This is a genomic window from Aquamicrobium sp. LC103 (assembly GCF_001014615.2).
Classification (GTDB): Bacteria; Pseudomonadota; Alphaproteobacteria; order Rhizobiales; family Rhizobiaceae; genus LBCQ02.
The window spans coordinates 99,015-120,630 of the sequence record NZ_LBCQ02000006.1; the positions used below are offsets into that span (position 1 = coordinate 99,015).

At 65.3% G+C, this 21,616-nt stretch carries 20 protein-coding genes; 11 read left to right on the forward strand and 9 right to left on the reverse strand.

Annotation, left to right across the window (positions count from 1 at the left end; genetic code table 11):
- The first annotated feature begins 2 nt into the window (after window positions 1–2).
- From kdpC to XW59_RS13125, 4 genes are read left to right on the forward strand one after another with little or no spacing between them, the layout of a single operon-like run.
- A complete protein-coding gene (gene kdpC / locus XW59_RS13110; protein ID WP_047145798.1) occupies window positions 3–572 on the forward strand; it encodes a potassium-transporting ATPase subunit KdpC in 570 nt (189 codons plus the stop codon).
- An 11-nt stretch (window positions 573–583) separates the two neighbouring features.
- A complete protein-coding gene (locus XW59_RS13115; protein ID WP_047146025.1) occupies window positions 584–1,042 on the forward strand; it encodes a PTS sugar transporter subunit IIA in 459 nt (152 codons plus the stop codon).
- Window positions 1,043–1,050: 8 nt separating this feature from the next.
- Entirely contained in the window at window positions 1,051–3,756 is a 2,706-nt protein-coding gene (locus XW59_RS13120; protein ID WP_137327023.1) for a sensor histidine kinase KdpD, read from the forward strand.
- Window positions 3,753–4,442 carry a response regulator gene (locus tag XW59_RS13125; RefSeq protein WP_047145799.1) on the forward strand — a complete coding sequence of 230 codons (690 nt, stop codon included), beginning with the start codon at window positions 3,753–3,755 and terminating at the stop codon, window positions 4,440–4,442. Before XW59_RS13120 ends, XW59_RS13125 begins: the two co-directional genes overlap by 4 nt.
- Here XW59_RS13125 and XW59_RS13130 read toward each other — a convergent pair.
- The gene (locus XW59_RS13130; protein ID WP_047145800.1) at window positions 4,421–5,356 is read right to left on the reverse strand and encodes a GntR family transcriptional regulator; all 936 of its coding nucleotides are present in this window, start codon (window positions 5,354–5,356) and stop codon (window positions 4,421–4,423) included. The two genes, XW59_RS13125 and XW59_RS13130, sit on opposite strands and share 22 nt — an antisense overlap.
- 134 nt (window positions 5,357–5,490) lie before the next feature.
- Between XW59_RS13130 and XW59_RS13135 the strand changes: the two genes are divergently transcribed.
- The 6 genes from XW59_RS13135 to XW59_RS13160 are packed head-to-tail and all read left to right on the forward strand — an operon-like array spanning window position 5,491 to window position 11,724.
- Entirely contained in the window at window positions 5,491–6,624 is a 1,134-nt protein-coding gene (locus XW59_RS13135) for a C45 family peptidase (protein ID WP_047145801.1), read from the forward strand.
- A 45-nt stretch (window positions 6,625–6,669) separates the two neighbouring features.
- Window positions 6,670–7,611 (forward strand): ABC transporter permease, encoded by a 942-nt coding sequence (locus XW59_RS13140; protein ID WP_047145802.1) that lies wholly within the window; start codon window positions 6,670–6,672, stop codon window positions 7,609–7,611.
- Complete coding sequence (locus XW59_RS13145) at window positions 7,608–8,441, forward strand: ABC transporter permease (RefSeq protein WP_047145803.1); 834 nt, start codon at window positions 7,608–7,610, stop codon at window positions 8,439–8,441. The genes XW59_RS13140 and XW59_RS13145 overlap by 4 nt, the downstream gene beginning before the upstream one ends.
- 6 nt (window positions 8,442–8,447) lie before the next feature.
- The gene (locus tag XW59_RS13150) at window positions 8,448–10,109 is read left to right on the forward strand and encodes an ABC transporter ATP-binding protein (RefSeq protein ID WP_047145804.1); all 1,662 of its coding nucleotides are present in this window, start codon (window positions 8,448–8,450) and stop codon (window positions 10,107–10,109) included.
- The gene (locus XW59_RS13155) at window positions 10,106–10,990 is read left to right on the forward strand and encodes a hydrolase (protein WP_047145805.1); all 885 of its coding nucleotides are present in this window, start codon (window positions 10,106–10,108) and stop codon (window positions 10,988–10,990) included. The genes XW59_RS13150 and XW59_RS13155 overlap by 4 nt, the downstream gene beginning before the upstream one ends.
- Window positions 10,987–11,724, forward strand: a complete 738-nt coding sequence (locus XW59_RS13160) for an MOSC domain-containing protein (RefSeq protein WP_047145806.1) — start codon at window positions 10,987–10,989, stop codon at window positions 11,722–11,724. The genes XW59_RS13155 and XW59_RS13160 overlap by 4 nt, the downstream gene beginning before the upstream one ends.
- On the opposite strand, the gene XW59_RS13165 is transcribed toward XW59_RS13160, so the two are convergent.
- The 3 genes from XW59_RS13165 to XW59_RS13175 all read right to left on the reverse strand — a co-directional run bounded on the left by XW59_RS13165 (window position 11,705) and on the right by XW59_RS13175 (window position 15,369).
- Window positions 11,705–12,793: a C45 family peptidase gene (locus XW59_RS13165; RefSeq protein ID WP_047146026.1), complete on the reverse strand. Its 1,089-nt coding sequence runs from the start codon at window positions 12,791–12,793 to the stop codon at window positions 11,705–11,707. The genes XW59_RS13160 and XW59_RS13165 overlap by 20 nt on opposite strands.
- 103 nt (window positions 12,794–12,896) lie before the next feature.
- Window positions 12,897–14,480 carry an ABC transporter substrate-binding protein gene (locus XW59_RS13170; RefSeq protein ID WP_082137583.1) on the reverse strand — a complete coding sequence of 528 codons (1,584 nt, stop codon included), beginning with the start codon at window positions 14,478–14,480 and terminating at the stop codon, window positions 12,897–12,899.
- A gap of 37 nt (window positions 14,481–14,517) precedes the next feature.
- Window positions 14,518–15,369 (reverse strand): hydrolase, encoded by an 852-nt coding sequence (locus XW59_RS13175; protein ID WP_082137584.1) that lies wholly within the window; start codon window positions 15,367–15,369, stop codon window positions 14,518–14,520.
- A 200-nt stretch (window positions 15,370–15,569) separates the two neighbouring features.
- Between XW59_RS13175 and XW59_RS13180 the strand changes: the two genes are divergently transcribed.
- On the forward strand, window positions 15,570–16,667 hold the full coding sequence (locus XW59_RS13180; protein ID WP_047145809.1) for a class II histone deacetylase: 1,098 nt from the start codon (window positions 15,570–15,572) through the stop codon (window positions 16,665–16,667).
- Between the two features lie 108 nt (window positions 16,668–16,775).
- Here the strand turns inward: XW59_RS13180 and XW59_RS13185 are convergent, their stop codons facing one another.
- From XW59_RS13185 to XW59_RS13205, 5 genes are all read right to left on the reverse strand, one after another.
- Window positions 16,776–17,198, reverse strand: coding sequence for an EF-hand domain-containing protein (locus XW59_RS13185; protein WP_246666084.1), 423 nt, complete (start codon window positions 17,196–17,198; stop codon window positions 16,776–16,778).
- Between the two features lie 14 nt (window positions 17,199–17,212).
- Entirely contained in the window at window positions 17,213–17,419 is a 207-nt protein-coding gene (locus XW59_RS13190; RefSeq protein ID WP_246666093.1) for a hypothetical protein, read from the reverse strand.
- Window positions 17,420–17,662: 243 nt separating this feature from the next.
- Window positions 17,663–19,444 carry a PAS domain-containing methyl-accepting chemotaxis protein gene (locus XW59_RS13195; protein WP_047145811.1) on the reverse strand — a complete coding sequence of 594 codons (1,782 nt, stop codon included), beginning with the start codon at window positions 19,442–19,444 and terminating at the stop codon, window positions 17,663–17,665.
- Between the two features lie 392 nt (window positions 19,445–19,836).
- Entirely contained in the window at window positions 19,837–20,286 is a 450-nt protein-coding gene (locus XW59_RS13200) for a universal stress protein (protein WP_047145812.1), read from the reverse strand.
- Between the two features lie 96 nt (window positions 20,287–20,382).
- Window positions 20,383–21,528: an FAD-binding oxidoreductase gene (locus tag XW59_RS13205; RefSeq protein ID WP_047145813.1), complete on the reverse strand. Its 1,146-nt coding sequence runs from the start codon at window positions 21,526–21,528 to the stop codon at window positions 20,383–20,385.
- Window positions 21,529–21,616 lie beyond the last annotated feature (88 nt).

The window sequence follows — 21,616 nt, forward strand, 5'->3', positions numbered from 1 at the left end:
CCATGTTTTCCCATCTTCGCCCCGCCCTCACGATGATCGTGGCCCTCACGCTCGTCACCGGGCTCGCCTATCCGCTCGCCGTCACCGGCATCGCGCAATCGCTCTTTCCCGTGCAGGCCAATGGCAGCCTGATCGAACGCGACGGACAGGTGATCGGCTCGTCGCTGATCGGCCAGGCCTTCTCCGGCGAGCAGTACTTCCATCCCCGTCCCTCGGCGGCCGGCGACGGCTACGACGCAGCCGCCTCGGGCGGCTCCAATCTCGGCCCGACCAGCGCGAAACTGATCGAGCGCGTCACAGCCGACGCTTCGGCGCTGAAGAACGAGAACCCGAACGCCGCCATGCCCGTCGACCTCGTGACCGCGTCGGGAAGCGGGCTCGATCCGGACATCTCGCCGGAAGCGGCAAGCTTCCAGGTGCCGCGCGTCGCAAAGGCGCGCGGCATATCCGAGGAGCGCCTGCGCGAGATCGTCGCCGGGTATGTCGAGGACAGGACGCTGGGCATCTTCGGCGAGCCCCGGGTCAACGTGCTTCGCCTCAATCTCGCGCTCGATGCCGAGACCGCAGAATGAGGATCCAGGCCATGCTCACTTCGTCCGAAATCTTCAGGCCCGAGGACGTCGCGATCGGCGTCGATGCGCCGACGGTGAAACAGGTACTGCTACAGGCGGCGCGCCTGCTTGCCGCCTCGTCCAACCTTCCGGAAGCGGAAATATTCAAGGCGCTGGTCGACCGGGAAAGCCTCGGCTCGACAGCGGTCGGACATGGCGTGGCCGCGCCGCATGCCCGCATCCAGGGCGCGGGCCGCGCGCACGCCGTCTTTCTGCGGCTCGCCCGCCCGATAGATTTCGAAGCAGGAGACGACCGGCCGGTCGACCTCGTCTGCGCCATCATCGGTGACTATCACGCGTCGGCCGAACTGCTGCGGACGCTCGCCGGCGCATGCCGCGGCTTGCGAAACGCCGAAACCCTGGCAAAACTTCGGCAGGCAAGGAACAGCGGCGAGCTCTACTCCATGCTGATCGAGGAAAGCGGACCCTGACGCAAGCAATGGCCGAACAGTCCAACCGGGACAAACGTCCCTCTCCCGAGGCACTTCTGGAGCAAGCCGAGCGCGAGACCCGCGGTCGGCTGAAGGTATTTCTGGGCGCGGCGCCCGGCGTCGGCAAGACCTACGAAATGCTGCTCAGCGCGGCGGCGCGGCGGCGGGAGGGCATCGACGTCGTCATCGGCGTGGTCGAGACGCACGGGCGCGCGGACACCCAGGCCCTCGTTCAGGGCTTCGAGATCGTCCCGCTCCGCCGCATTGACTACAAGGGACGTCCGCTCGAGGAGATGGACCTCGACGCAATTCTGAAACGAAGGCCGCAACTGGCGCTCGTCGACGAACTCGCCCACACCAACGCCGAAGGCAGCCGCCATCCCAAGCGCTACATGGATGTCGAGGACCTGCTCGCCGCCGGTATCGACGTCTACACCACCGTCAACATCCAGCATTTCGAAAGTCTCAACGACGTCGTCGCCCAGATCACCCGCATAAGGGTGAGGGAGACGGTGCCGGACCATTTCATCGACCGCGCCGATGAGATCGAAGTGATCGATCTCACCCCCGCCGACCTCATCCAGCGCCTGAAGGAAGGCAAGGTCTACGTGCCGAAGACGGCGCAGCGCGCGCTGAAGCACTATTTCTCGCTCGGCAATTTGACCGCGCTGCGCGAGCTGGCGCTGCGGCGTACCGCGCAGCGCGTCGACCAGCAGCTCCTCACCCACATGCAGGCGCATGCGATCTCCGGCCCCTGGGCGGCCGGCGAGCGCGTGCTGGTCGTCGTCAACGAGCACGAGAAAGCCCTGGCGCTGGTCCGCTATGCCCGCCGGATGGCCGAGCGGCTGCGCGCGCCGTGGCAGGCGCTTTACGTCGAAACCGCGCAAGCGATGCGCCTGACGGAAGCGCAGCGCGACCGCATCGCCGACACGATGCGGCTCGCCGAAAAACTCGGCGGCCAATCCGTCACCATCCCCGGCGGCGAGCTGGCCAAGGACATCATCCGCTACGCGGAGGCGAACAATTTCACCCATCTCGTCATCGGCCGCAGCAAGCGCTCGCGCCTCCATGAGGTGCTGTTCGGATCGATCACCAACGAGATCGTCCGGTCGGCAGGCGACATCGCCGTGCATGTCATCACCGGGCACGAGCAGAACCAGATCGCCGCCAAGACGGTGGCGACGCGCAAGGCCGCCTCTCCCCCGGCCAACCCGAGGCCCTATCTGGTGGGAGCCGGTCTCGTCGCAATCGCGCTCGGCATCGGCGTGCTGCTGACCCGGATACTCGATGTCCAGAACGTCGCGCTGGTTTTCCTCATGGCCGTGCTGGTCTGCGCCGTCACCTACGGCTTGTGGCCCGCCCTGTTCGTCAGCGGCCTCAGCGTGCTCGCCTTCAACTTCTTTTTCCTATCGCCGCATTACACCTTCACCATCAGCAATCCGGAGAACGTCGTCGCGCTGTTCTTCTTCCTGGTGGTGGCGCTGATCGCGAGCAATCTGACGGCGAGCGTCCGCCGCCAGGCAATGGTGGCGCGACGGCGCGCCAAGACCACCGAGGACCTCTATCTGTTCAGCCGCAAACTGGCGGGGACCGCCTCGCTCGATGATCTTCTGTGGGTCACCGCCTCGCAGGTCTCGGCGATGCTGCAGGTCCGCGTTGTCCTGTTCCTCCCCGACGACGGATCGCTGGCGCTGAGCGCGGCCTGGCCGCCGGAGGACGTTGCCGAGGAAGCGGATCTGGCGGCGGCGAAGTGGAGCTGGGAGAACAACCGGCCGGCCGGACGCGGCGCCGACACCCTCCCGGGCGCCAGGCGCCTGTTCCTGCCGATGCGGACCGGCCGGGGTCCGGTCGGCGTCGTCGGCATCGACAACGACAAGTCCGGGCCGATCCTCGACCCGGACCAGCGCCGGCTTCTCGACGCGCTCACCGACCAGGCGGCGCTTGCCATCGAGCGGGTCAATCTCGCGGAGGATGTCGACAAGGCGGAGCGCGCCGCCGAGAAGGATCGCCTGCGCTCGGCGCTGCTCACCTCGATCTCGCATGATCTGCGCACGCCGCTCGCCTCGATCCTCGGCGCCTCGGCGGGGCTGCGCACCCTTTCCGGACTCAGCGCCGCCGATCGCGAGGAGCTGCTTTCGACCATTCAAGAGGAGGCCGAGCGGCTCAACCGCTTCATCGCCAACCTGCTCGACATGACGCGGCTGGAATCCGGCGCCGTCGAGCCGAACATGGATCTGCTCTACATCGGCGAGGTGGTGGCGAGCACGCTGCGGCGGGCGGAGAAGATGCTTGCCGGCCACCGCCTCGAGCGCCGCATCGCGCCCGACCTGCCGATGGTGAGGCTCGATGCCGTGTTGTTCGAACAGGTATTGTTCAACCTGCTCGACAATGCCGTGAAATACGCGCCGCCGGGCTCCGCCATCGGCATCCGGGGCTGGCGCGACGGCGACGCCGTGCATCTTCAGGTGCTCGACGAGGGCGAAGGCATTCCGCTGGAGGACCTGCCGCGCATCTTCGACAAATTCTACCGGGTCCGCAAAAGCGACAGCCAGCGCGCCGGAACCGGCTTGGGACTTGCCATCTGCCGCGGCTTCGTCGAAGCCATGGGGGGGACGATAGAAGCTGCAAGCCGGAACGACCGGACCGGGGCGGTGTTCACCATTACCTTGCCGGTGCCTTCGGACGACCAGCGGACAACGGAAGCGGAAACATGAGCGGCCTTCCCACAAAGATCCTGATCGTGGACGACGAGCCGCCGATCCGCCGCCTCTTGCGGACAAGCCTCGCCTCTCAGGGCTTCCAGGTTGCCGAGGCGGCGACCGGCAGCGAAGCGCTCGCGGAGATCGAAAGCTCCGAACCCGACCTCGTCATTCTCGACCTCGGCCTGCCCGACATGCAGGGCAGCGAGCTTATCCGCCTGCTGCGCGACCAGGGCTCGTCATTGCCGATACTGGTGCTGTCCAGCCGCACGGACGAGCGCGGCAAGGTCGAGGCGCTCGACCTCGGGGCCGACGACTACGTGACCAAGCCCTTCGGCACGGAGGAGTTGCTGGCCAGGATCAGAACGGCCCTGCGTCACCGCCTGCAGCGGCAGGGAGAGCAGCCGGTGTTCCGCAGCAGCGACCTCTCCGTCGACCTGGTGCGTCGAATCGTGCGGGTGCGGGACGAGGAGGTGAAGCTCTCGCCGAAGGAATACGACATATTGCGCACGCTGGTGGCGCATGCCGGCAAGGTTCTCACGCACCGCATGCTTCTCAACGAGGTCTGGGGCGGCGAGACCGACGTCCAGTACCTTCGCATCTATATCCGCCAGCTCCGGCAGAAGATCGAAGCCGATCCGGAACAGCCGCACTTGATCCTCACCGAGACCGGCGTCGGCTATCGGCTGAGGGCGGACTGACGGGGCGGTTCCGGCTTCCACCTGAAATCGGAAGCCTCGCGCAGATGGCGGCGCAGGAGCGCCTCGGCCCATTCCATCTCCCCCGCCTCGACGGCATCGAGGATCGCCAGATGCTCCTTGCACGACTGCTCGATGCGTTCGGCCGGCAGTTCGTGGAAGGCAGCGGATTCCTGCATGCGCCGCAGATTGTTCTGCTGGCGCACGGCATCGGTCAGGAAGCGGTTGCCCGAGAACGCGACCAGCTTCTCGTGGAAGGCGGCGTTGACGCGGAACCACTCGTCGCCGCCCGTATCGCGCCCCCGATCTTCGAGGATGCGTTCATGCGCGCGGCGCAACGCGAGCAGTTGCTGCGGATCGGCCTTGAAGCGCGGCGAGCCGAGCGCGGCGCATTCGACGGCGATGCGGAACTCGTAGCTTTCGAGATAGGCGTCCTCGTCGACCAGCGTGTCGGCGAAGCGCCAGCCATGGCCGGGCAGCCGCTGAACGAGGCCCTCGGCGGCGAACCGCATGAGCAGCTTGCGGATGACGCCGCGCGAGACGCCGTAGCGCGGAATGAGTTCGGCTTCCGACACTTCCTGTGGCAGCTCGCCGAGCGCGCGCTCGCGCATCATGCGGCGATAGAGATCCTCCATGGGAGAGTTCGGCAGCAGCGCCGCCGCGTCGAGATCGGAAACGTCGCGCGCGACCTGAAGGCCGCGCGTCGGCATCGGCGCGAGCACGCCTTGCTGAACGAGCAACTCGAGCGCCGCGCTCACCGGCGAGCGCGAGACGCCGAAGGCACGCGCCAGCTCCGGCACGGAAACCCGCGTTCCCGCCGCCCATCCGGCGTCGCGGATGCGCTCCAGGATCCGTCGCGCCAGATCGATCTGAAGCGGGCTTGCGCCCTCGCCATGCGCGGCTGTTGGTGTGTCCATGAGCGGTACTCCCTGATCGCATTATAGCTCGGAACATGGAAGTTCGCAGTGGGGATAACTCTAAAGTTTATGCTTTTCATATAATCAAAATGCATTATAGTGACCCATCTTCCCGACATGAAAGCCTTTCGTTCATGAACCAAACCACGCCCTTTCCCCTGATCGAAGTCGACGGCGCACCGCGCGCACGCGGCCATGCCTATGGTGAGCAGGCGCGGGAGAGGATCGGCCTCTCGGCTGAACTCTACGTCGCCAGCCTGAGGCGAATGGGTTGCACGCAGGACGACATCGAGCGCTTCATAGCCACCTTCATGCCGGAAACGGCGAAATGGGCGCCTGACCTCGTCGAGGAAATGGAGGGGATAGCGGCGGGAGCAAATCTGCCGCTCTCCTCGGTCGTGCTGGTCAACGCCCGCACCGAGGTGCTGCAACTTGCCAAGCGCGAGCGCGGCGTCGTCGATGGCGAGCCGGACGGCTGCACCGGGGCCGTGGTGCTGCCGGCCGCCACACGCAACGGCAAGGTTCTGCACGGCCAGAACTGGGACTGGAAGGCCGAATGCGCGGAAACCTCGATCGTTCTGCGCATCCGCCGCGACGACGGACCGGACATCCTCACCTTCACCGAGGCCGGCGGGCTCGCCCGAAGCGGCTTCAACTCCGCCGGCATCGCGATCACCGCGAACTATCTGGAATCGGATCGCGACTATCGTCGTCTCGGCATCCCCCTGCCGTTCATCCGCCGCAGGGTGCTCGAGGCGAGGCACTTCGCCATGGCGCTGCGCGTCGTCGCGATCACGCCGAAATCCGGCTCCAACAACATGATGATCAGCACGGCCGAGGGGTTCGCGGTCGATCTCGAATGCGCTCCCGACGAGGCCTTCGCGGTCTATCCGCAAGGCGACATGATCGTGCACGCCAATCACTGGCAGAGCTCCGTCGCGCTTTCGAAGCTCAAGGAGACGGGGCTGGCCGAAGTGCCTGACAGCCTCTACCGCGACCAGCGGGTGCGCACAGCCCTCCAGGGTAGAAGCGGCGATATCGTCCTGGACGATCTAAAGTCCGCGCTCTTCGACGACTTCGCCACACCCTTCTGCGTTTGTCGGCCGCCGCTGGTGAAGGAGGGCGGGAACCTCTCGGCAACCGTCGCCATGATCGTGATGGAGCCGGGCGAAGGCGTGATGGAGATAGCGCCGCTGCCCGCGATCAACCGCGACTTCACGCGCTACGAATTGGCCATGGACGTCGAACCGGCCGAACGCGCAGCCTGAAGCGGGTCGAACGATCGGGAAAGGAAGAAGGAGAGCAAAGCACAAATGGGCCGTTTCTTCCTGTCCCGCGTAGCCAGCGCCATTCCCACGATCCTCATCGTGTCGTTGACCGTCTTCGTGATGATGCGCCTCATTCCGGGCGACCCGGCAACGTTGATGCTGGGCGATCTCGCCCAGCCCGGCCAGGTCGAGGCGATGCGGCGGCAGATGGGTCTCGATCAGCCCATTGCGCTGCAATATTTCATCTGGATGGGAGACGTGCTGACGGGGGATTTCGGCGTCTCGATCTCCTCGCGCCAGTCCGTCCTGCCGCTGATCCTCGACCGCTTCTCCGTCTCGGCGACGATCGTGCTCGTCGCCGTCTTCTTCGCAACCGTGATCGCCGTGCCGGCCGGCATGATCGCCGCCTGGCGGCAGGACAGCGCCCGCGACATCGCCGTCATCGCCACCGCGACGCTGTTCCTGTCCATCCCGAGTTTCTGGATGGGCCTCATGCTGATGATGGTGTTCGGGCTGACGCTGGGGTGGCTGCCGATCGTCGGCTACGTCCCCTTCAGCCGGGATTTCGGCCAGGCGCTCCTGTTCATCGTCATGCCGGTGATTACGCTCGTTCTGGTGGAGTCCGGCTCCATCGCCCGCATGGCGCGCGCCAGCACGATCGAGGTGGCGCGGCTCGAATACATCACCCATGCCCGCGCGAAAGGGCTTTCGGAGACGGCGGTGATGTGGCGCCACGCCTTCAGGAACGCCTTCGCGCCGACCTGGACGCTGATCGGCCTGATCCTCGGCAGCCTGCTCGCCAACATCGCGGTGATCGAGACCGTCTTCACCATTCCCGGACTGGGCCGCCTGCTGGTCGAAAGCATCTATGCCCGCGACTATCCGGTCGTCCAAGGCTGCATGCTCTTCATCGCCTTCCTCTATGTGATGGTCAACCTGCTGGTCGACCTCGTCTATCCGCTGCTCGATCCGAGGGTGACCGCATGATCGCTCGTGCCCTGGGCCTTCCGACCTTCCGTTTCAACGCCGTTCTCGGTGGCGCGATCGTGACCCTGCTCATCCTGGCCGCGCTGTTTGGCCCGTGGCTGGCGCCCCACAATCCGCTGACGCTCAACCTCTCCGCCCGGATGAGCGGGCCGACCTCCGTGAACCTGCTCGGCGCCGACGAGTTCGGCCGCGACATGCTGAGCCGCCTGCTCTACGGCGCACGCACCAGCGCGCTCATAGCCGTCTCGACCGTGGCCTTCGCGCTCGTCACCGGCGTATTCTTCGGCGTGCTCGCGGGTTTTCTGCGCGGCTATGTCGACCGCATCATCATGACTTTCAACGACGCGTTCCTGGCCTTTCCCGGCCTGCTGCTGGCGCTCGGCTTCATGGCGGTGTTCGGCGCCAGCCGCAACGGCATCATCATCGCGCTCGGTCTCGCTTATATGCCGGTCGTCGTCCGCGTCGTGCGCGCCGCGGTGATGTCGATCCGCGAGCGGGAATATGTCGAAGCCTCGCGCGTGATGGGCAACAGCGAGTTCGTCACCATGGCGCGCCATGTCCTGCCCAATTGCATCGCTCCGGTCACCGTGCTCGCGACCACCATGTTCGGCTGGATCGTGCTGTCGGAGAGCGCGCTCAGCTTCCTCGGCCTCGGCGTGCCGCCGCCGGCGCCGAGCTGGGGCAACATGCTTTCCACCGCGCGTCCGTTCATCTCGCAGGCGCCGCACATGATCGTCCTGCCGGGCCTCTGCATCGCCGTCACGCTTCTCGGCGTGAACATGCTGGGCGATGCGGTTCGCGACTGGCTCGACCCGAAGATGAAGGTTTGAACGACGATGCTGGCCGAAACGGATCGCTCTCCCCTGCTCTCGGTCCGCAATCTCCGCGTCGAGGTCCGTCCGGGTGGAGTGCGCGTGGTGGACGGGCTCGATTTCGACCTTCGCGCCGGCGACATGCTCGCGCTCGTGGGCGAATCAGGCTCCGGCAAGACGATGGCCGCGCGCGCGGTGCTCAACCTCCTGCCGCCACCGCTGGTGATCGCGCCCGAAAGCGCGATCGAGTTCGAAGGCCGCGACCTCACGCGCCTCGAACCGTCGGTGCTGCGGCAGATCCGCGGCGCGCGCATCGGCATGGTCTTCCAGGAACCAATGGTGTCGCTCAACCCGTCCATGACCATCGGCGAGCAGATGGCCGAGGGGCTCAGGCTGCATCGCTCCCTGCCGGCGGCCGAGATACGCGACCGTTCGCTCGCCATGCTGGAGCGCATACGCATCCAGAATCCGGGGAAATGCCTCGCCGCCTATCCGCATGAATTCTCGGGCGGCATGCGCCAGCGCATCATGCTCGCTTCCGTGATGCTGCTGAAACCGAAGCTGCTGATCGCCGACGAGCCGACGACGGCGCTCGACACGCTGGTCCAGCGCGACGTGCTCGACCTGATGGTTGAGCTGACGCAGGAAAACGGTACCGCCGTGCTCCTCATCAGCCACGATCTCGGCATGGTCTCGCACTATGTGCGCGACGTCGTGGTGATGCGCCAAGGCGAGGCCGTCGAGCAGGGACGAAGCGCGGACGTCCTCTCCGCGCCGCGGCACGAATATACCCGCAAGCTGGTCGACGCCCTGCCGCGCCGCGGCGGCGCCGGCACTCGCGGCAATGACGAGGACGAACCGCTGGTCGAGGTTCAGGATGTGGTGATCGACTATCCGGGTCGCGCACGGCTCTTCGGACGCGCGGAGGCGAAGCGCGCCGTCCATGGCGTCGACCTGACGGTGAAGCGCGGCGAGACGCTGGCGCTCGTCGGCGCGTCCGGCTCGGGCAAGACCACGCTCGGGCGCGCGATCATGGGGCTGGTGCGGCCTTCCAGCGGTTCCATCGCATTTCGCGGCCAGCCCGTCGCGTTGGGAAGCGGACCCGTGGCGCGCGAGCAGCGCCGCAATATGCAGATCATCTTCCAGGACCCCTATTCCTCCCTCGACCCGCGTCAGCGCATCGAGCAGATCGTCGGCGAGCCGCTGAAGCTGGACCCGAACATGGGCCGCGAGGCGCGCAAGGCGCGGGTGGCTGAAGTCTTCGCCGAGGTCGGCCTGCCCGCCGAATTCATGCGCCGGCTGCCGCATCAGCTTTCGGGCGGCCAGCGCCAGCGGGTCGCGATCGCCCGTGCCATCGTCCGCCGACCGGCGTTCGTGGTCGCCGACGAGCCGGTGTCGGCACTCGACATGACGGTGCAGAAGCAGATTCTGCTTCTGATCCGCTCGCTGCAGGAGCGCTACGGCTTCGCCTGCCTGTTCGTTTCGCACGATCTCGGTGCGGTGGAGCAGGTCGCCGACCGCGTCGCGGTGATGCAGGATGGGCGCATCGTCGAAATCGGCGCGCGCGATGATATATTCGATCGTCCGCGGCACGAATACACGCGCACGCTGCTCGACGCGGCGATGTTGCTCGATCGCCGCTTCGCCGGTGCCGGCGACAGGAAGAAGGAGGCGGCGAACGCATGAGTTGGACCATGCCCAGGCTTCAGGAAGGCGGAATGTCCGGCCGGCTCGGCTATTACGACCGCGGCCCCACGCCTTATTTCGCCTCGCGCCGCGACCCGCGCTTCTCCTATTGCCTCTACGTACCGCAGGACTACGAGTTCGACGGCAGCGAGCGTCTCGATCTCGTCGTGCTCATCCACGGCACCGCCCGCTGGGCCGAGCACTACCGCACGGCCTTCGCCGGCTTCGCGGAGGCGCGGCGCGCCGTGGTGCTCGCACCCCTGTTTCCCGCCGGCATGACCGCGCCCGGCGAGCTTTCGAGCTACAAGCTTCTGCGCCAGGGCGGCATCGACTACGACCGCGTGCTGCTCGACATGGTGGCCGAGGTAGGCGAGCGCTACCGCCTGCGCGACGACCGCTTCCTGCTGCATGGTTTTTCGGGCGGCGGGCATTTCACCCACCGCTTCCTCTATCTCCATCCGGAGCGCCTGCTCGGCGCATCGGTCGGCGCGCCCGGCATCGTCACGCTGCTCGACTTCGAGCATGATTTCTGGATCGGCGTGCGCGACTTCGAAACCGTCTTCGGCAAGCAGCTCGATCTCGACGCGATACGCCGGGTGCCGGTCCATCTGGTGATCGGCGCGGAGGACACGGAAACCTGGGAAATCCGCCTTACACCCGCAGACGATTGGTGGATGAACGGCGCCGAGAGGCTGGCCGAGGCGAATCGCATCGAGCGCATGGCCGCGCTGCGCGAAAGCCTGGAGGCGCATGGTGTGGCGGTGGAGCAGGACGTCGTGCCCGGTGCCGGCCATGATGGGCGGCAGATGCTCGAGCCGGTTCAGGCCTGGTTCGCGAGAACCCTGCAAACAGCGCGCGACGGAAGGGAAGCCGCGGCATGAAGCCGATTGGCAAGATCGCCGAAATCTGGCGCTATCCGGTGAGCTCGATGGGTGGCGAGCGGCTCGACGGAACAAAACTTGCCGCCGGCGGCATCGCGGGCGACCGCATCTGGGGAGTTGCGCGGCGCGAGGACGGCGAGGTGGCCGGACCAGAGAAGCGCAGATATTGGCGGCCGCTGCCCAATCTCTTCTCCAGGCTGGCGGGAGACACGCCACAGATCGGCAAGGGCAACGGCGACTGGTTCGATGCCGCTTCCGTCGAGGCCGAGGCGCTCGCCTCGTCCTTCCTCGACATGCCCGTCGCGCTCAAGCCGCATGTGCCCTTCGAGACCGAGAGGGAAGGCTTCGTCGCACCGCGCTATCAGCGCGCCGACCTGCATGTGCTGACGACCGCCTCGCTGAAAGCGCTTGCGGCGCTGGTCCCGGACCCGAATGAAATCGACGGCCGCCGCTTCCGGCCGAACATCGTCATCGAGACCGTTCCGGAACTGGAAGGTTTCGCGGAACACCGCTTCGTTGGAAAGCGCGTGGCGATAGGCAACGCCGTGATCGCGATATCCGAGCCCTGCGCGCGCTGCTCCTTCACCGCGCTCGCCCAGGGAGAACTCACCTTCGAGCCTGCCGTGCTCCACCGGATCGCGCAGCACGGCAATGGCGGCTTCGGCGTGCTCTGCGCCATCGAAGGACCCGGAGCGATCTCGCTCGGCGACGAGGTCAGGCTGATCGAAGAGTGAAGCTCCGCCAGCTTTCGGTGCTCGGCGGACCGGCGGAGATCGAAAGCTCGACCGCGTCGCCGATCTCGCAAACCATCGCGCCGAAAGTCGTCGCCTCCGTCACGGGTGAAGACGGGGACGGTTCGATCGAGACCTCGCCGCCTGCGCGGCAAGCGGAAAGCGCCGTCTTCACCGCCTCCACATCGACAACCGCTTTTTCGGATGGCGCGAGGTCGGCCCTCAGGCTTTCGAGGCGTGCGCGAGAATTGTCGCTGCCGTGCAGCGGGATATCCGGACTGAGCGCGTCGCGGCTGACGAGCGGATGGTTGGTGTGGAGCGAGCGGCCGCCCTCGATCTCGAGCACAGCCGCGCCGCCCGCCGAGCATTCGAGCGTTGCTATCCCGTAGCGGTCGCCGAGCTGGTAGTTCTGGCCGGAGGCATGGCCTACCGAGCGCAGGAAGCCCGCCGCCCCGGCAACGCTTCCTCGGGCAAGCGCGCGCCTCATGACGAAGGCGACGGGTAGACCCTTCGGGCTGACACCGAGCTGGGCGAGCGTGTTGACGCAGATGCCGAGCCCTCGGCCGGAAACGCCGTTGAGACCAACCATTCCGGCAGACGTGAAGACCATGGTCTCGCTGCCATCCATCTCGGTGATTCTCAGCAATGCCTGGGCGCCTTCGTGCCAGCGCGGCAGGTCCATGGTCTGGCCGACCATGGTTGGCCCGTCGCCGGTCGGTGCCATCGCGAGGCTGGAGCAATGACCGTCGCCGCGCGATTTTCCGAACCACCACTCCTCGTCCATGAGCTGCATGGCGTAGACGGTTTCGGCATCGATGTCCGCGCCCTCGGCAATGCCTGCCACCTCCTCGAGAAGGTCGGGTGCATGACGGGCGATCGCCGATCGAAAATCGGTACCGGCAAGAAAACGCGGCAGGAAGATCTCGGAGCTGGCACCATAAGCCACGTCGATCGCCTCGTGCCAGCGCCCGATCTTTTCGCCGATCACCGCGCGCAAGGTCTCGCCATGCACGCGACCGCGTTCGCGTGGCTCGGCGGGGCAATCGATGACGGGGAGATCGGAGGTACGCATGGCGTCATCCTTCACTGTTTCCGGGTGCCCGGCGATGCTGGCGGCGCTCCCGCGGAAAGGGGCGGGTTTTCCCGCCCCCAACCGCTCGGCATCGAACCGCCGGCTATTCCTTCCAGACACCCCAGGCGCGCGGCTTGTCGCCCGGCCACACTTCGTAGCCATGGACTTTGCCGCCGACCGCGTCGGTCACCATCTCAAAATAGAGGCCGAGGATCGGGACGTCCTGCTCCATCAGCGCATGTATCTTCTTGAAGATCTCCTTGCGCTTCTCGACATCGGTGGTCCGAGTCGATTCCAGGTAGAGCGTGTGGGCCTCCTCGTTCTCCCACTGCAGGGTCGGCGTGGCTTCCTTGTCCCCGACCAGGATGCCATAGATCAGCGACGGGTCGAGCCGGGCCGAATAGCCGAAGGACTGAAGCTGAAACTTGCCGGCCAGATAATTGTCGAGCTGGGCCGCCCAGTCGAGCACTTCCAGCTCGGCATTGATGCCTGCCGCCTGCAGCATGGCCTGCACGATCACCGAATTCTCGTACATGCCCTGGTAGCGGGTGTTGGTCTGGAGCTTGATGGGCTGCCCGGAATAGCCTGCCTCGGCGAGCAGTGCCTGGGCGGCGGCCGGGTCGTATTCGGGCCAGGCGAGGAAATCGTCGTCGAAGAAGACACTTGCCTGCGCCACGCCCGACGGGTTGAAGCCTGCCTGGCCTTCCGTGCGCGTCTGCGCGATCTGCTTGAAGTCGATCGCATGCGCGATGGCGCGGCGCATTCTGACGTCCGACATCAGCGGGTCGTTGGTCTGGACGAGGATGGTCGTCCAGGCAAGCCCCGGCGTCGACAGCACGTTGGCGCCGCGCGCCTTGGCGTCGTTCGTCCGTGACGGCTCCATGTTCGCCATCACGTCGATCTCGCCGGCGAACAGCGCCGTCTCCGCCGCGGCCGTGTCGGGAATGATCATGAAGCGGACAGCGTCGACATAGGCCGTGCGGTCGCCGGTCATGCCGCTGCGCTCTTCCTTCAGCGGGCGATAGTCGTCGTAGCGTTCGAGGGCGACATATTGCCCCTTCTCCCATTCGGCGAGCTTGAACGGTCCGCTGCCGATGGCGGAACCGTCGATCCATTTGCCGTCGTCACCCACATTCTTCGGGCTCGCGATCCATCCGTTGCACTGGATGTTGGCGAGCTGGGCGAGGAACAGCGCGTTCGGCTCTTCGAGAGTGAAGACGACCGTCCGATCGTCCGGGGTCTCCACAGACTGGATCTCGAGCCCCTGGCTGCCGTCGAAGAAGGGAATGCAGCGCCACTCATTGGCCGGGTCCATTCGGCGTTCCCAGTTCCATTTCACGTCCGCCGACGTGACCGGGTCACCGTCGTGATAGGTGGCACCCTCGCGCAGCTTGAAGCTGTAGGTGCGTTCGTCCTGCGAAAGCTCCCACGATTCGGCAAGCACCGGTCCGATCGTCAGGTCGTCGCGATAGCCCACCAACGTCTCGAATATATGGTGCAGGATCGTGTCGCTGTTGGCGTCGCGATCGATACCGTCGGTCGAGCGCATGTCGGCATTGATGCGGACTGTCAGTGTTCCGCCCTGCTTCGGCTCCTGCGCGATCGCCGTGCCTGCCAGCACCAGCAGCATAGCCCCGGCAAGCGAGGCTCCGAGCGCCAATCCCATTGTTCTTGTTCGTGTTCCCATTTTTTTCTCCGCTTGTTCGTCCGCGAAGCATTCTGGCTCAGGCGCGCGCGCGGACCTCGCTCAACGCCTTCTTGAAAAAATCCTTCACCTGCGGGAAAAGCTCCCGGTCGTCATGTGCGACGCCCGGCACCACATCGAGCCGGACGCTCATTCCCTGGTTCTCGAGGCTTCGCTTCAGCGACCGGATGCGATCGATGCGGGTCGCGCCCGCGAGGTCCGCGCCGGGCATCCACCAGGCATCCTTGGGCGTGATGGCGATTTCCCATGTTTCGAGATCCGCGCCGCCGATCACCATCTGCGCCGGCACGCGGCGGATCGCGTCGAGGTCGAGCTTCTTGCCGAAAACGATCTCGAAATCGCGCACGCCGACCCAGAAATCATGGTCGAAGTCGAGCAGCGTCACCACGCCCGGCGCGCCGATGGATGCCGCCAGCAGCCGTTCGGGGTGAAGGTAGAGAAAGCGATGGGTGAAGTGACCGCCGCCGGAAAACCCGTACATCAGCACCCGGTCGCCGGCGATGCGGTAACGTTCGCGCATCTCCTCGACCATGTCGAGCAGCACGGCGTCATAGTGCAGGTCGCCCGCCCGCAGCATCTTGTAGGATGAGAGATCGCCGGGAAAGCAGATATTGGCCGGAAACAGCGGGCAGAGCACGATGACGCCGTTGTCCTCGGCGAAATCGGCAAAGGCGTCGCGATAGGCGAGCATCCCCCGCTCGGTTCCGTGAACGATCACCGCCAGCGGATAGGACTCGTGCCCATCCTCGTCGTAATCCTGCGGCACGTAGGCGCAATAAGCGAAGCGCTTGTCGAAGCGCGAGGCATAAACGGTCGTATGCCCGAAATCGTAATAGGACAGCCGTTTCCCGTGACCGCCGATCTTGCGCATGGGTACCCTCTCCATCTGTGAGAAGCACTATTTCATAATTTTGTTGAACTGAAAAGCATCAAACCGTATCCAATTGCCATGTTAATTGTATTATAAGAACAGGTCATCACATAATGGCTGCCCGCATCCAACCTGCGCATTGCGCGGATTGCAGGGGGCGGTCGCGCGATCTGCAGGGTGGCGAAATGGAGGGACAGCGAATGGCGACCGGCTGGAATTTTCACGAACTCTATCTGTGGCACGACAACGGCAACGCCGCCCTGTTCTACCAGCCAGGGCTCGTCATCGAGCCGGGAGAGCATGCCGAGAACGCGAACACCAAAAGGCGTTTCCGCAATCTCATCGAAGTTTCGGGACTTTCTGAAAAGCTCGTCGCGATCCGCTCCGAGCCGGTCACCGAGGACGATCTCGCCCTCTTCCACGACCGCGACTATATCCGCCGCGTCAGGGCGCGCAGCAAGGAACATGGCGACAGGGGCTACTCGACGCCCTACGGCAAGGGCAGCTACGAGATCGCATGCCTGGCCGCCGGCGGGACGTCCTCGCTCATGGATGCGGTGCTCAAGGGCGAAGTCGACAACGGCTATGCGCTGGTGCGCCCGCCCGGCCACCACGCCGAACGCGGCCGGGGCCTCGGCTTCTGTCTCTTCGGTAACGTGCCCGTCGCCATCCTGAAGAACCGCCTCAGGCACAAGTTCGGCCGTGTGGCGACCGTCGACTGGGACGTCCATCACGGCAACGGTACGCAATCGGCCTTCTATTCCGATCCTTCGGTGTTGACGATTTCGATCCACCAGGAGGGTCTCTATCCCCATGATTCAGGGCGGCTCGAGGAGCGTGGAGAAGGAGAGGGCAAGGGCTACAACATAAACATCCCCCTGCCCGCCGGTTGCGGCCATGGCGCGTACATCGCCGCCTTCGAACGCGTGGTGCTGCCGGTGCTGCGCCGCTATCGGCCCGACCTGATCGTCGTGCCGTCGGGCTTCGACGCATCGGCGGCCGATCCGCTCGGGCGCATGATGCTGCACAGCGAGACCTACCGCGAGATGACGCACATGCTGATGGACGCCGCCGCCGAGCTTTGCGGCGGCAGGCTGGTGATGTCGCACGAGGGCGGTTACTCCGCCGCCTATGTTCCCTATTGCGGGCTGGCCGTGCTGGAACAGCTTTCCGGCATCAGGACGGAGATCGACGATCCCTTCCTGGCGGGCTTCGTCGCCTATCCCGGCCAGGAGCTTCGCCCGCATCAGGAGGCCGCAATTCAACAAGCCGCGGAACTGGTCGACGCGATCGCCTGACACGCGCCCGGAAACCGGAGCCTTGAAGGCGGGCTGGCGGCGTCCGGGAGAAGCATTCCGCCAACGGCGAACGGGTCCGCAAGGCGGCTCGCTCGGCGCCGGCGGGGATTATTTCAGTTGGCCGTCCCTGGTGCGGTCGGCGGCGGCGAAGTCCTTCATCACCTGGCCCATGAATTCCTCGCGGCTCACGCGCCCGTCGCCATTGGCGTCGACAGTGGCGAATTGCTGGGGCGTCAGCAGGCTGGCGAGATCGGACTGGCTCAGAAAGCCGTCGCCATTGGTGTCCAGCCGTGCGAAAGCACCGGTCATGAAGGTCTGATACTCCGCCTGGTCGACGCTACCGTCCTTGTTGGTGTCGAGCTGGTTGAGATGACCTTCGTGGATTGCGGACGGATCCTGCGCCGCCGGCGCCTGCTGGCCTGTGGGAGCCTGCTGCGGTGCTGGTGCTTGTTGCGGCGCGGGGGCCTGCTGCGCCGCGGCGAAGCCGGTGCCGAGAAGCAGGAATCCGGTGGCGATCATGGTTCTACGCATGGTGCGATCCTCCCTCAACGACATGCCAGGCGGTTGCCAAGGAAGCCACCGCCGCCAATGCCCGCGGCAGTTGCAAGCACCGCTCCGCTGCCGGCTCCGATGGTGCTGCCGATGAGGCCGCCGACGATCGCGCCGCCGACGGTACCGGCCACGCAGCCGAATTCATGATTGCGCGCCTGCACCTGCGGGTCCGAGCTGGCCTGACAGCCAGCCACAAGCATCACCGCGCCAATCGCGGCGATCAGTCTTCGTTTCATCATGTCCCTCTCCTTCCTGTGTATCGTCAGGTATTGCCGAGAGGCGACGGTCTTCGATCCCGCGGGGAGTTTTGCGCGTGAAATGCTTCGCTGTCAGCCACGGGAGGCATGACTTTCTTTAAACCGATGAAATCTCGTGTGTTTACAAGCCCGCGCAGTCGCAATCGCCGGACGCCGCGCAGCGCGATGCGCGAGGCTACCAGGGCCTCAGAAATCCTCCCAATCCTCCGCATCCGAAGCCGCCGCCTCGGCAAGCGCGAGAGCAGCATTTCCCACCGACAGGCGCTGCGGCGCCATCGCTGGGCGCGCGCCTTCCCGCGACGGAGGTTGGGCAACCTTGGCCTCGCCCGTCCTGAACTTGCCGATCAGCGAGAAGAGCGATGCGGCCTGCTTCGCCAGCGTGTGGCTGGCGGCGGTGGATTCCTCCACCATGGCGGCGTTCTGCTGCGTGCCCTTGTCTATCGTGCTGATCGCCTGGTTGACCTCGGCCAGGCTGATCGCCTGCTCCTTGGCGCTGGCGACGATCGCGGCAACGTTGACGCTGATCTCCTCGACCTGGCCGATCATCTCCTCGAGCGCCTCGCCGGTCTCGCCGACGAGCTCAACCCCGTTGCGCACCTGCTCGCCCGACGTACCGATCAGTTGTTTGATCTCCTTGGCGGCGCCGGCGGATCGCTGTGCGAGCTCGCGCACCTCCTGGGCGACCACGGCGAAGCCGCGTCCGGCCTCGCCCGCCCGCGCCGCCTCGACGCCGGCGTTCAACGCGAGGAGATTGGTCTGGAAGGCGATCTCGTCGATCATGCCGATGATGTTGGAAATCTGGCGCGACGAGGTTTCGATCGCGCCCATCGCTTCGATCGCCCTTCCGACCACCTCGCCGGAATGCTCGGCATTGGCGCGCGTCTTCGAAACGAGTTCACCGGCTTCCTGCGCCCGCTTGCTGGAATCCGACACCGTCGCGGTGACTTCGGTCATCGCGGCCGCCGTCTGCTCCACCGACGCCGCCTGCTGCTCGGTCCGCTTGGAAAGATCGTCGGCCGCCGACCGGATCTCGCCCGAGGCGGAGGAAATTGTGCCGGCGTTCGCCGCCACCTCCTGCATCGCCTGCCGAAGCCTGCAAACGGCCAGGTTGAAGTCGTGCCGCACCTGCTCCATCGAAGGCACGAACCGGCTCTCGAGGCCGACCGTCAGGTCTCCGTCGGCGAGTGCTTTCAGCCCCGTGCCCAACGCGGAAATCGCCGTCATGCGCTCCGACACGTCGGTGGCAAATTTCACCACCTTGTAGACCTTGCCGTTGAAATCGACGACGGGATTGTAGGCGGCCTGGATCCACACTTCCTTTCCGCCCTTGCCCACGCGCCTGAATTCGTTGGAGATGAATTCGCCGCGCGCAAGGCTCTCCCAGAATTGCCCATATGCCGGCGAAGCGGTGTAGTCGGCGTCGCAGAACATGCGGTGATGCTTGCCGACGATCTCGGAAAGCTCGTAGCCGACCGTCGCGCAGAAATTCGTGTTTGCCGTGAGGATGGTGCCGTCGGGCGCGAATTCGATGACGGCCTGCGAGCGTGAGATCGCTTCGAGCTTTCCCGCATCCTCGACGGCCTTGCGTTTCACATCGGTGATGTCGGTGGCGAACTTCACCACCTTGTACGGCTTGCCGTTGCGGAAAACCGGATTGTAGGAAGCCTCGATCCAGATTTCCTTGCCGCCCTTGCCGAACCGCTTGTATTGGCGGCTGTCGAATTCTCCTCGGGCGAGCCGTGCCCAGAATTCTCGGTAGCCGGCGCTCTCGGCCTCAGCCGGATCGACAAAGATACGGTGATGCCTCCCGACGATCTCGGATAGCTCATAGCCCATGGCGGCGCAGAAATTTTCATTCGCATGAAGAATCTTGCCGTCGAGATCGAACTGGATGACGGCCTGTGATTTCTGCATCGCGGCCAGAATGGCCTTGGCATCCGATGCCGCGTTCGGAAAGAAAGAGATCATAGGGGCCCCCTACCGGCGTTTCACTACATTGGTCACGGACGCCCATCCGTGGCCGCGGTCACAGTCGACATTGCTGAACCACCCCTAGGGAATGCAGCCGCGCGAGACGATGCGCTCCCCTCGCGTCCTGCCCTAACGATGCGGTGATCACCCCGTCGGACCCGACGCTGTGCCCTTCGAGCGCCGTCGATTTCGCGAAGAACGAAAGCGCCTCGTGAAAAGCATAATTAATGCTGCTATTAATTAGTTAATTATGTGCTTACTGTATTTCCCATGGAGCATTACTTTCTCCCGGAAAAATGACAGTTGAAGTCAAGATTTCGCGCACGCGGAAACGCTCGTAAATTCGAGTGCCTGTAGCAAGGAAATCGAGAACGCTCGGCGGGTTCGCCTCAGCGCACGACCAGCACCGGAATGATCGACTGGTTCACCACTTCCGCAGTCTGGCTTCCGAGCATCAGGCGGTCTATGCCGCGCCGGCCATGCGAGGCCATCACGATCAGGTCGCAGCCCAGCTCGCGGGCGCAGTCCACGATCGCGGCCGCCGCCCATTCATCGGGGACATGGAGCGTGCCCGCCTCAACGCCGAGCTTCTCGGCTTCGGTCTGGACCGACTTGAGCACTTCCCCGGCGAACTTCTTCTGCCGGGAATCGTAACGGTCGATATCGTCCTCGTCCGCGATCCAGCCCGCCGACGCCACCCTGCCCATCGTCGGAAAAGGCTCCGTGGCGACGATCACGGTGACCTTGCTGCCGAGCCGTTTGGCGAGTGCGAGCCCATGCGCTACGCCTTTGTGAGCGAATTCCGAACCGTCGGTGGGGACGAGAATATGTCCGTACAAGGCTGCGGTTCCTGTTCCAAAGAAGGGAAGGAAATCACCATCCCCGCCAATCGGCAAGCGGCAACATAGATCCGAAGACGGCAGAAAGTCCGACGCTTATGAGGAAAGCGCCGGACGATCCGCTGCGAGCGCGGATTTCTCGACGCCCTGATCGGAGATGTCGGCAGGAATGTCCATACCGAGCACCAGAGCCGCGGCTGTCCTCGATAGTCCGGGTGCGGACTGAATGCCGTAGCCGCCCTGCCCCGCCAGCCAGAAGAAGCCTTGCACGCCGGGCGCATATCCGGCCACGGGAACCTTGTCGGCCACGAAGCTGCGCAGCCCTGCCCATTTGTTCTCGACGCGCGAGACCTTGATGTTGAAAGCCGTCTCGATGCGATCGATGCAGATCGCGACGTCGATCTCCTCCGGCTGGGCGTCGCAGGGCGCCGACGGCGTCTCGTCGGCGGGCGACACCAGCAGCCTGCCGGCGTCGGGCTTTAGATAGAACTCCTCGTCGATGTCGACGACCATCGCCCATCCGTCGGGCGAGGCGCCTTCGGGCGCGGCGATCATCGCGGCGGTGCGCCGCTTGGGCACCAGCCCGATACCGGTAACGCCCGCGATCACGGCGATCTCGTCCGCCCAGGCGCCGGAAGCATTGACGAAGACGGGCGCACGGAACTCCCCCTTGCGGGTCTCTACGCGCCAGTCGGCGCCGTCATGGGCGAGGCCCAGCACTTCGGCGCCGGTTTCAAGCCGCCCGCCCTTCTCCTTCAGCATGCGCAGATAGCCATGATGCAGCGCGTGGACGTCGATGTCGGCGGCGTCGAGTTCGACGAAGGCCGCCGCCGCGTGATCCTCCCGCAGGAGCGGCATCAGCCTGCGCGCCTCTTCCGCCGAGACCAGCCTGGCATCGCCGCGGCCGGAAACCTCCGCGAAGGTTCTCTCGACGCTTTGCCTCTGCTCCTCGCGCCCGGTCATCAGCACCAGGCGGGGCGACAAGAGAGGATTCTCGGCAAACCCCTTTGGAGGCGCGCGGAAGAAGGGAGCCGACGCGCGAGTGAGCGCACGGATCGTGGATGGACCATAAGTCTGCGAAAACAAGGCGGCCGAGCGCCCGGTGGTGTGATAGCCGGGCTGGCTTTCGCGCTCGAGAAGCAGGACGCGCCGCGCGCCGGCAAGCTCGGCCGCCACCGATGCGCCCGCGATCCCCGCGCCGGCGACGATGACGTCGAAATGCGAAACGGTTTCCTCGGCCATTCGGTCAGAACTCCAGTGATATCATGCCACCCCCGTCCTAGCGCATCGGGCTGGAAGGGGAAAACCGAATTGCTTGTGCCAAAGGCCG

Coding starts and splice junctions, on each gene's coding strand:
- kdpC (WP_047145798.1), top strand. CDS start 3: ATGTTTTCCCATCTTCGCCCCGCCCTCACGATGATCGTGGCCCTCACG.
- XW59_RS13115 (WP_047146025.1), top strand. CDS start 584: ATGCTCACTTCGTCCGAAATCTTCAGGCCCGAGGACGTCGCGATCGGC.
- XW59_RS13120 (WP_137327023.1), top strand. CDS start 1,051: ATGGCCGAACAGTCCAACCGGGACAAACGTCCCTCTCCCGAGGCACTT.
- XW59_RS13125 (WP_047145799.1), top strand. CDS start 3,753: ATGAGCGGCCTTCCCACAAAGATCCTGATCGTGGACGACGAGCCGCCG.
- XW59_RS13130 (WP_047145800.1), bottom strand. CDS start 5,356: ATGGACACACCAACAGCCGCGCATGGCGAGGGCGCAAGCCCGCTTCAG.
- XW59_RS13135 (WP_047145801.1), top strand. CDS start 5,491: ATGAACCAAACCACGCCCTTTCCCCTGATCGAAGTCGACGGCGCACCG.
- XW59_RS13140 (WP_047145802.1), top strand. CDS start 6,670: ATGGGCCGTTTCTTCCTGTCCCGCGTAGCCAGCGCCATTCCCACGATC.
- XW59_RS13145 (WP_047145803.1), top strand. CDS start 7,608: ATGATCGCTCGTGCCCTGGGCCTTCCGACCTTCCGTTTCAACGCCGTT.
- XW59_RS13150 (WP_047145804.1), top strand. CDS start 8,448: ATGCTGGCCGAAACGGATCGCTCTCCCCTGCTCTCGGTCCGCAATCTC.
- XW59_RS13155 (WP_047145805.1), top strand. CDS start 10,106: ATGAGTTGGACCATGCCCAGGCTTCAGGAAGGCGGAATGTCCGGCCGG.
- XW59_RS13160 (WP_047145806.1), top strand. CDS start 10,987: ATGAAGCCGATTGGCAAGATCGCCGAAATCTGGCGCTATCCGGTGAGC.
- XW59_RS13165 (WP_047146026.1), bottom strand. CDS start 12,793: ATGCGTACCTCCGATCTCCCCGTCATCGATTGCCCCGCCGAGCCACGC.
- XW59_RS13170 (WP_082137583.1), bottom strand. CDS start 14,480: ATGGGAACACGAACAAGAACAATGGGATTGGCGCTCGGAGCCTCGCTT.
- XW59_RS13175 (WP_082137584.1), bottom strand. CDS start 15,369: ATGCGCAAGATCGGCGGTCACGGGAAACGGCTGTCCTATTACGATTTC.
- XW59_RS13180 (WP_047145809.1), top strand. CDS start 15,570: ATGGCGACCGGCTGGAATTTTCACGAACTCTATCTGTGGCACGACAAC.
- XW59_RS13185 (WP_246666084.1), bottom strand. CDS start 17,198: ATGCGTAGAACCATGATCGCCACCGGATTCCTGCTTCTCGGCACCGGC.
- XW59_RS13190 (WP_246666093.1), bottom strand. CDS start 17,419: ATGCTTGTGGCTGGCTGTCAGGCCAGCTCGGACCCGCAGGTGCAGGCG.
- XW59_RS13195 (WP_047145811.1), bottom strand. CDS start 19,444: ATGATCTCTTTCTTTCCGAACGCGGCATCGGATGCCAAGGCCATTCTG.
- XW59_RS13205 (WP_047145813.1), bottom strand. CDS start 21,528: ATGGCCGAGGAAACCGTTTCGCATTTCGACGTCATCGTCGCCGGCGCG.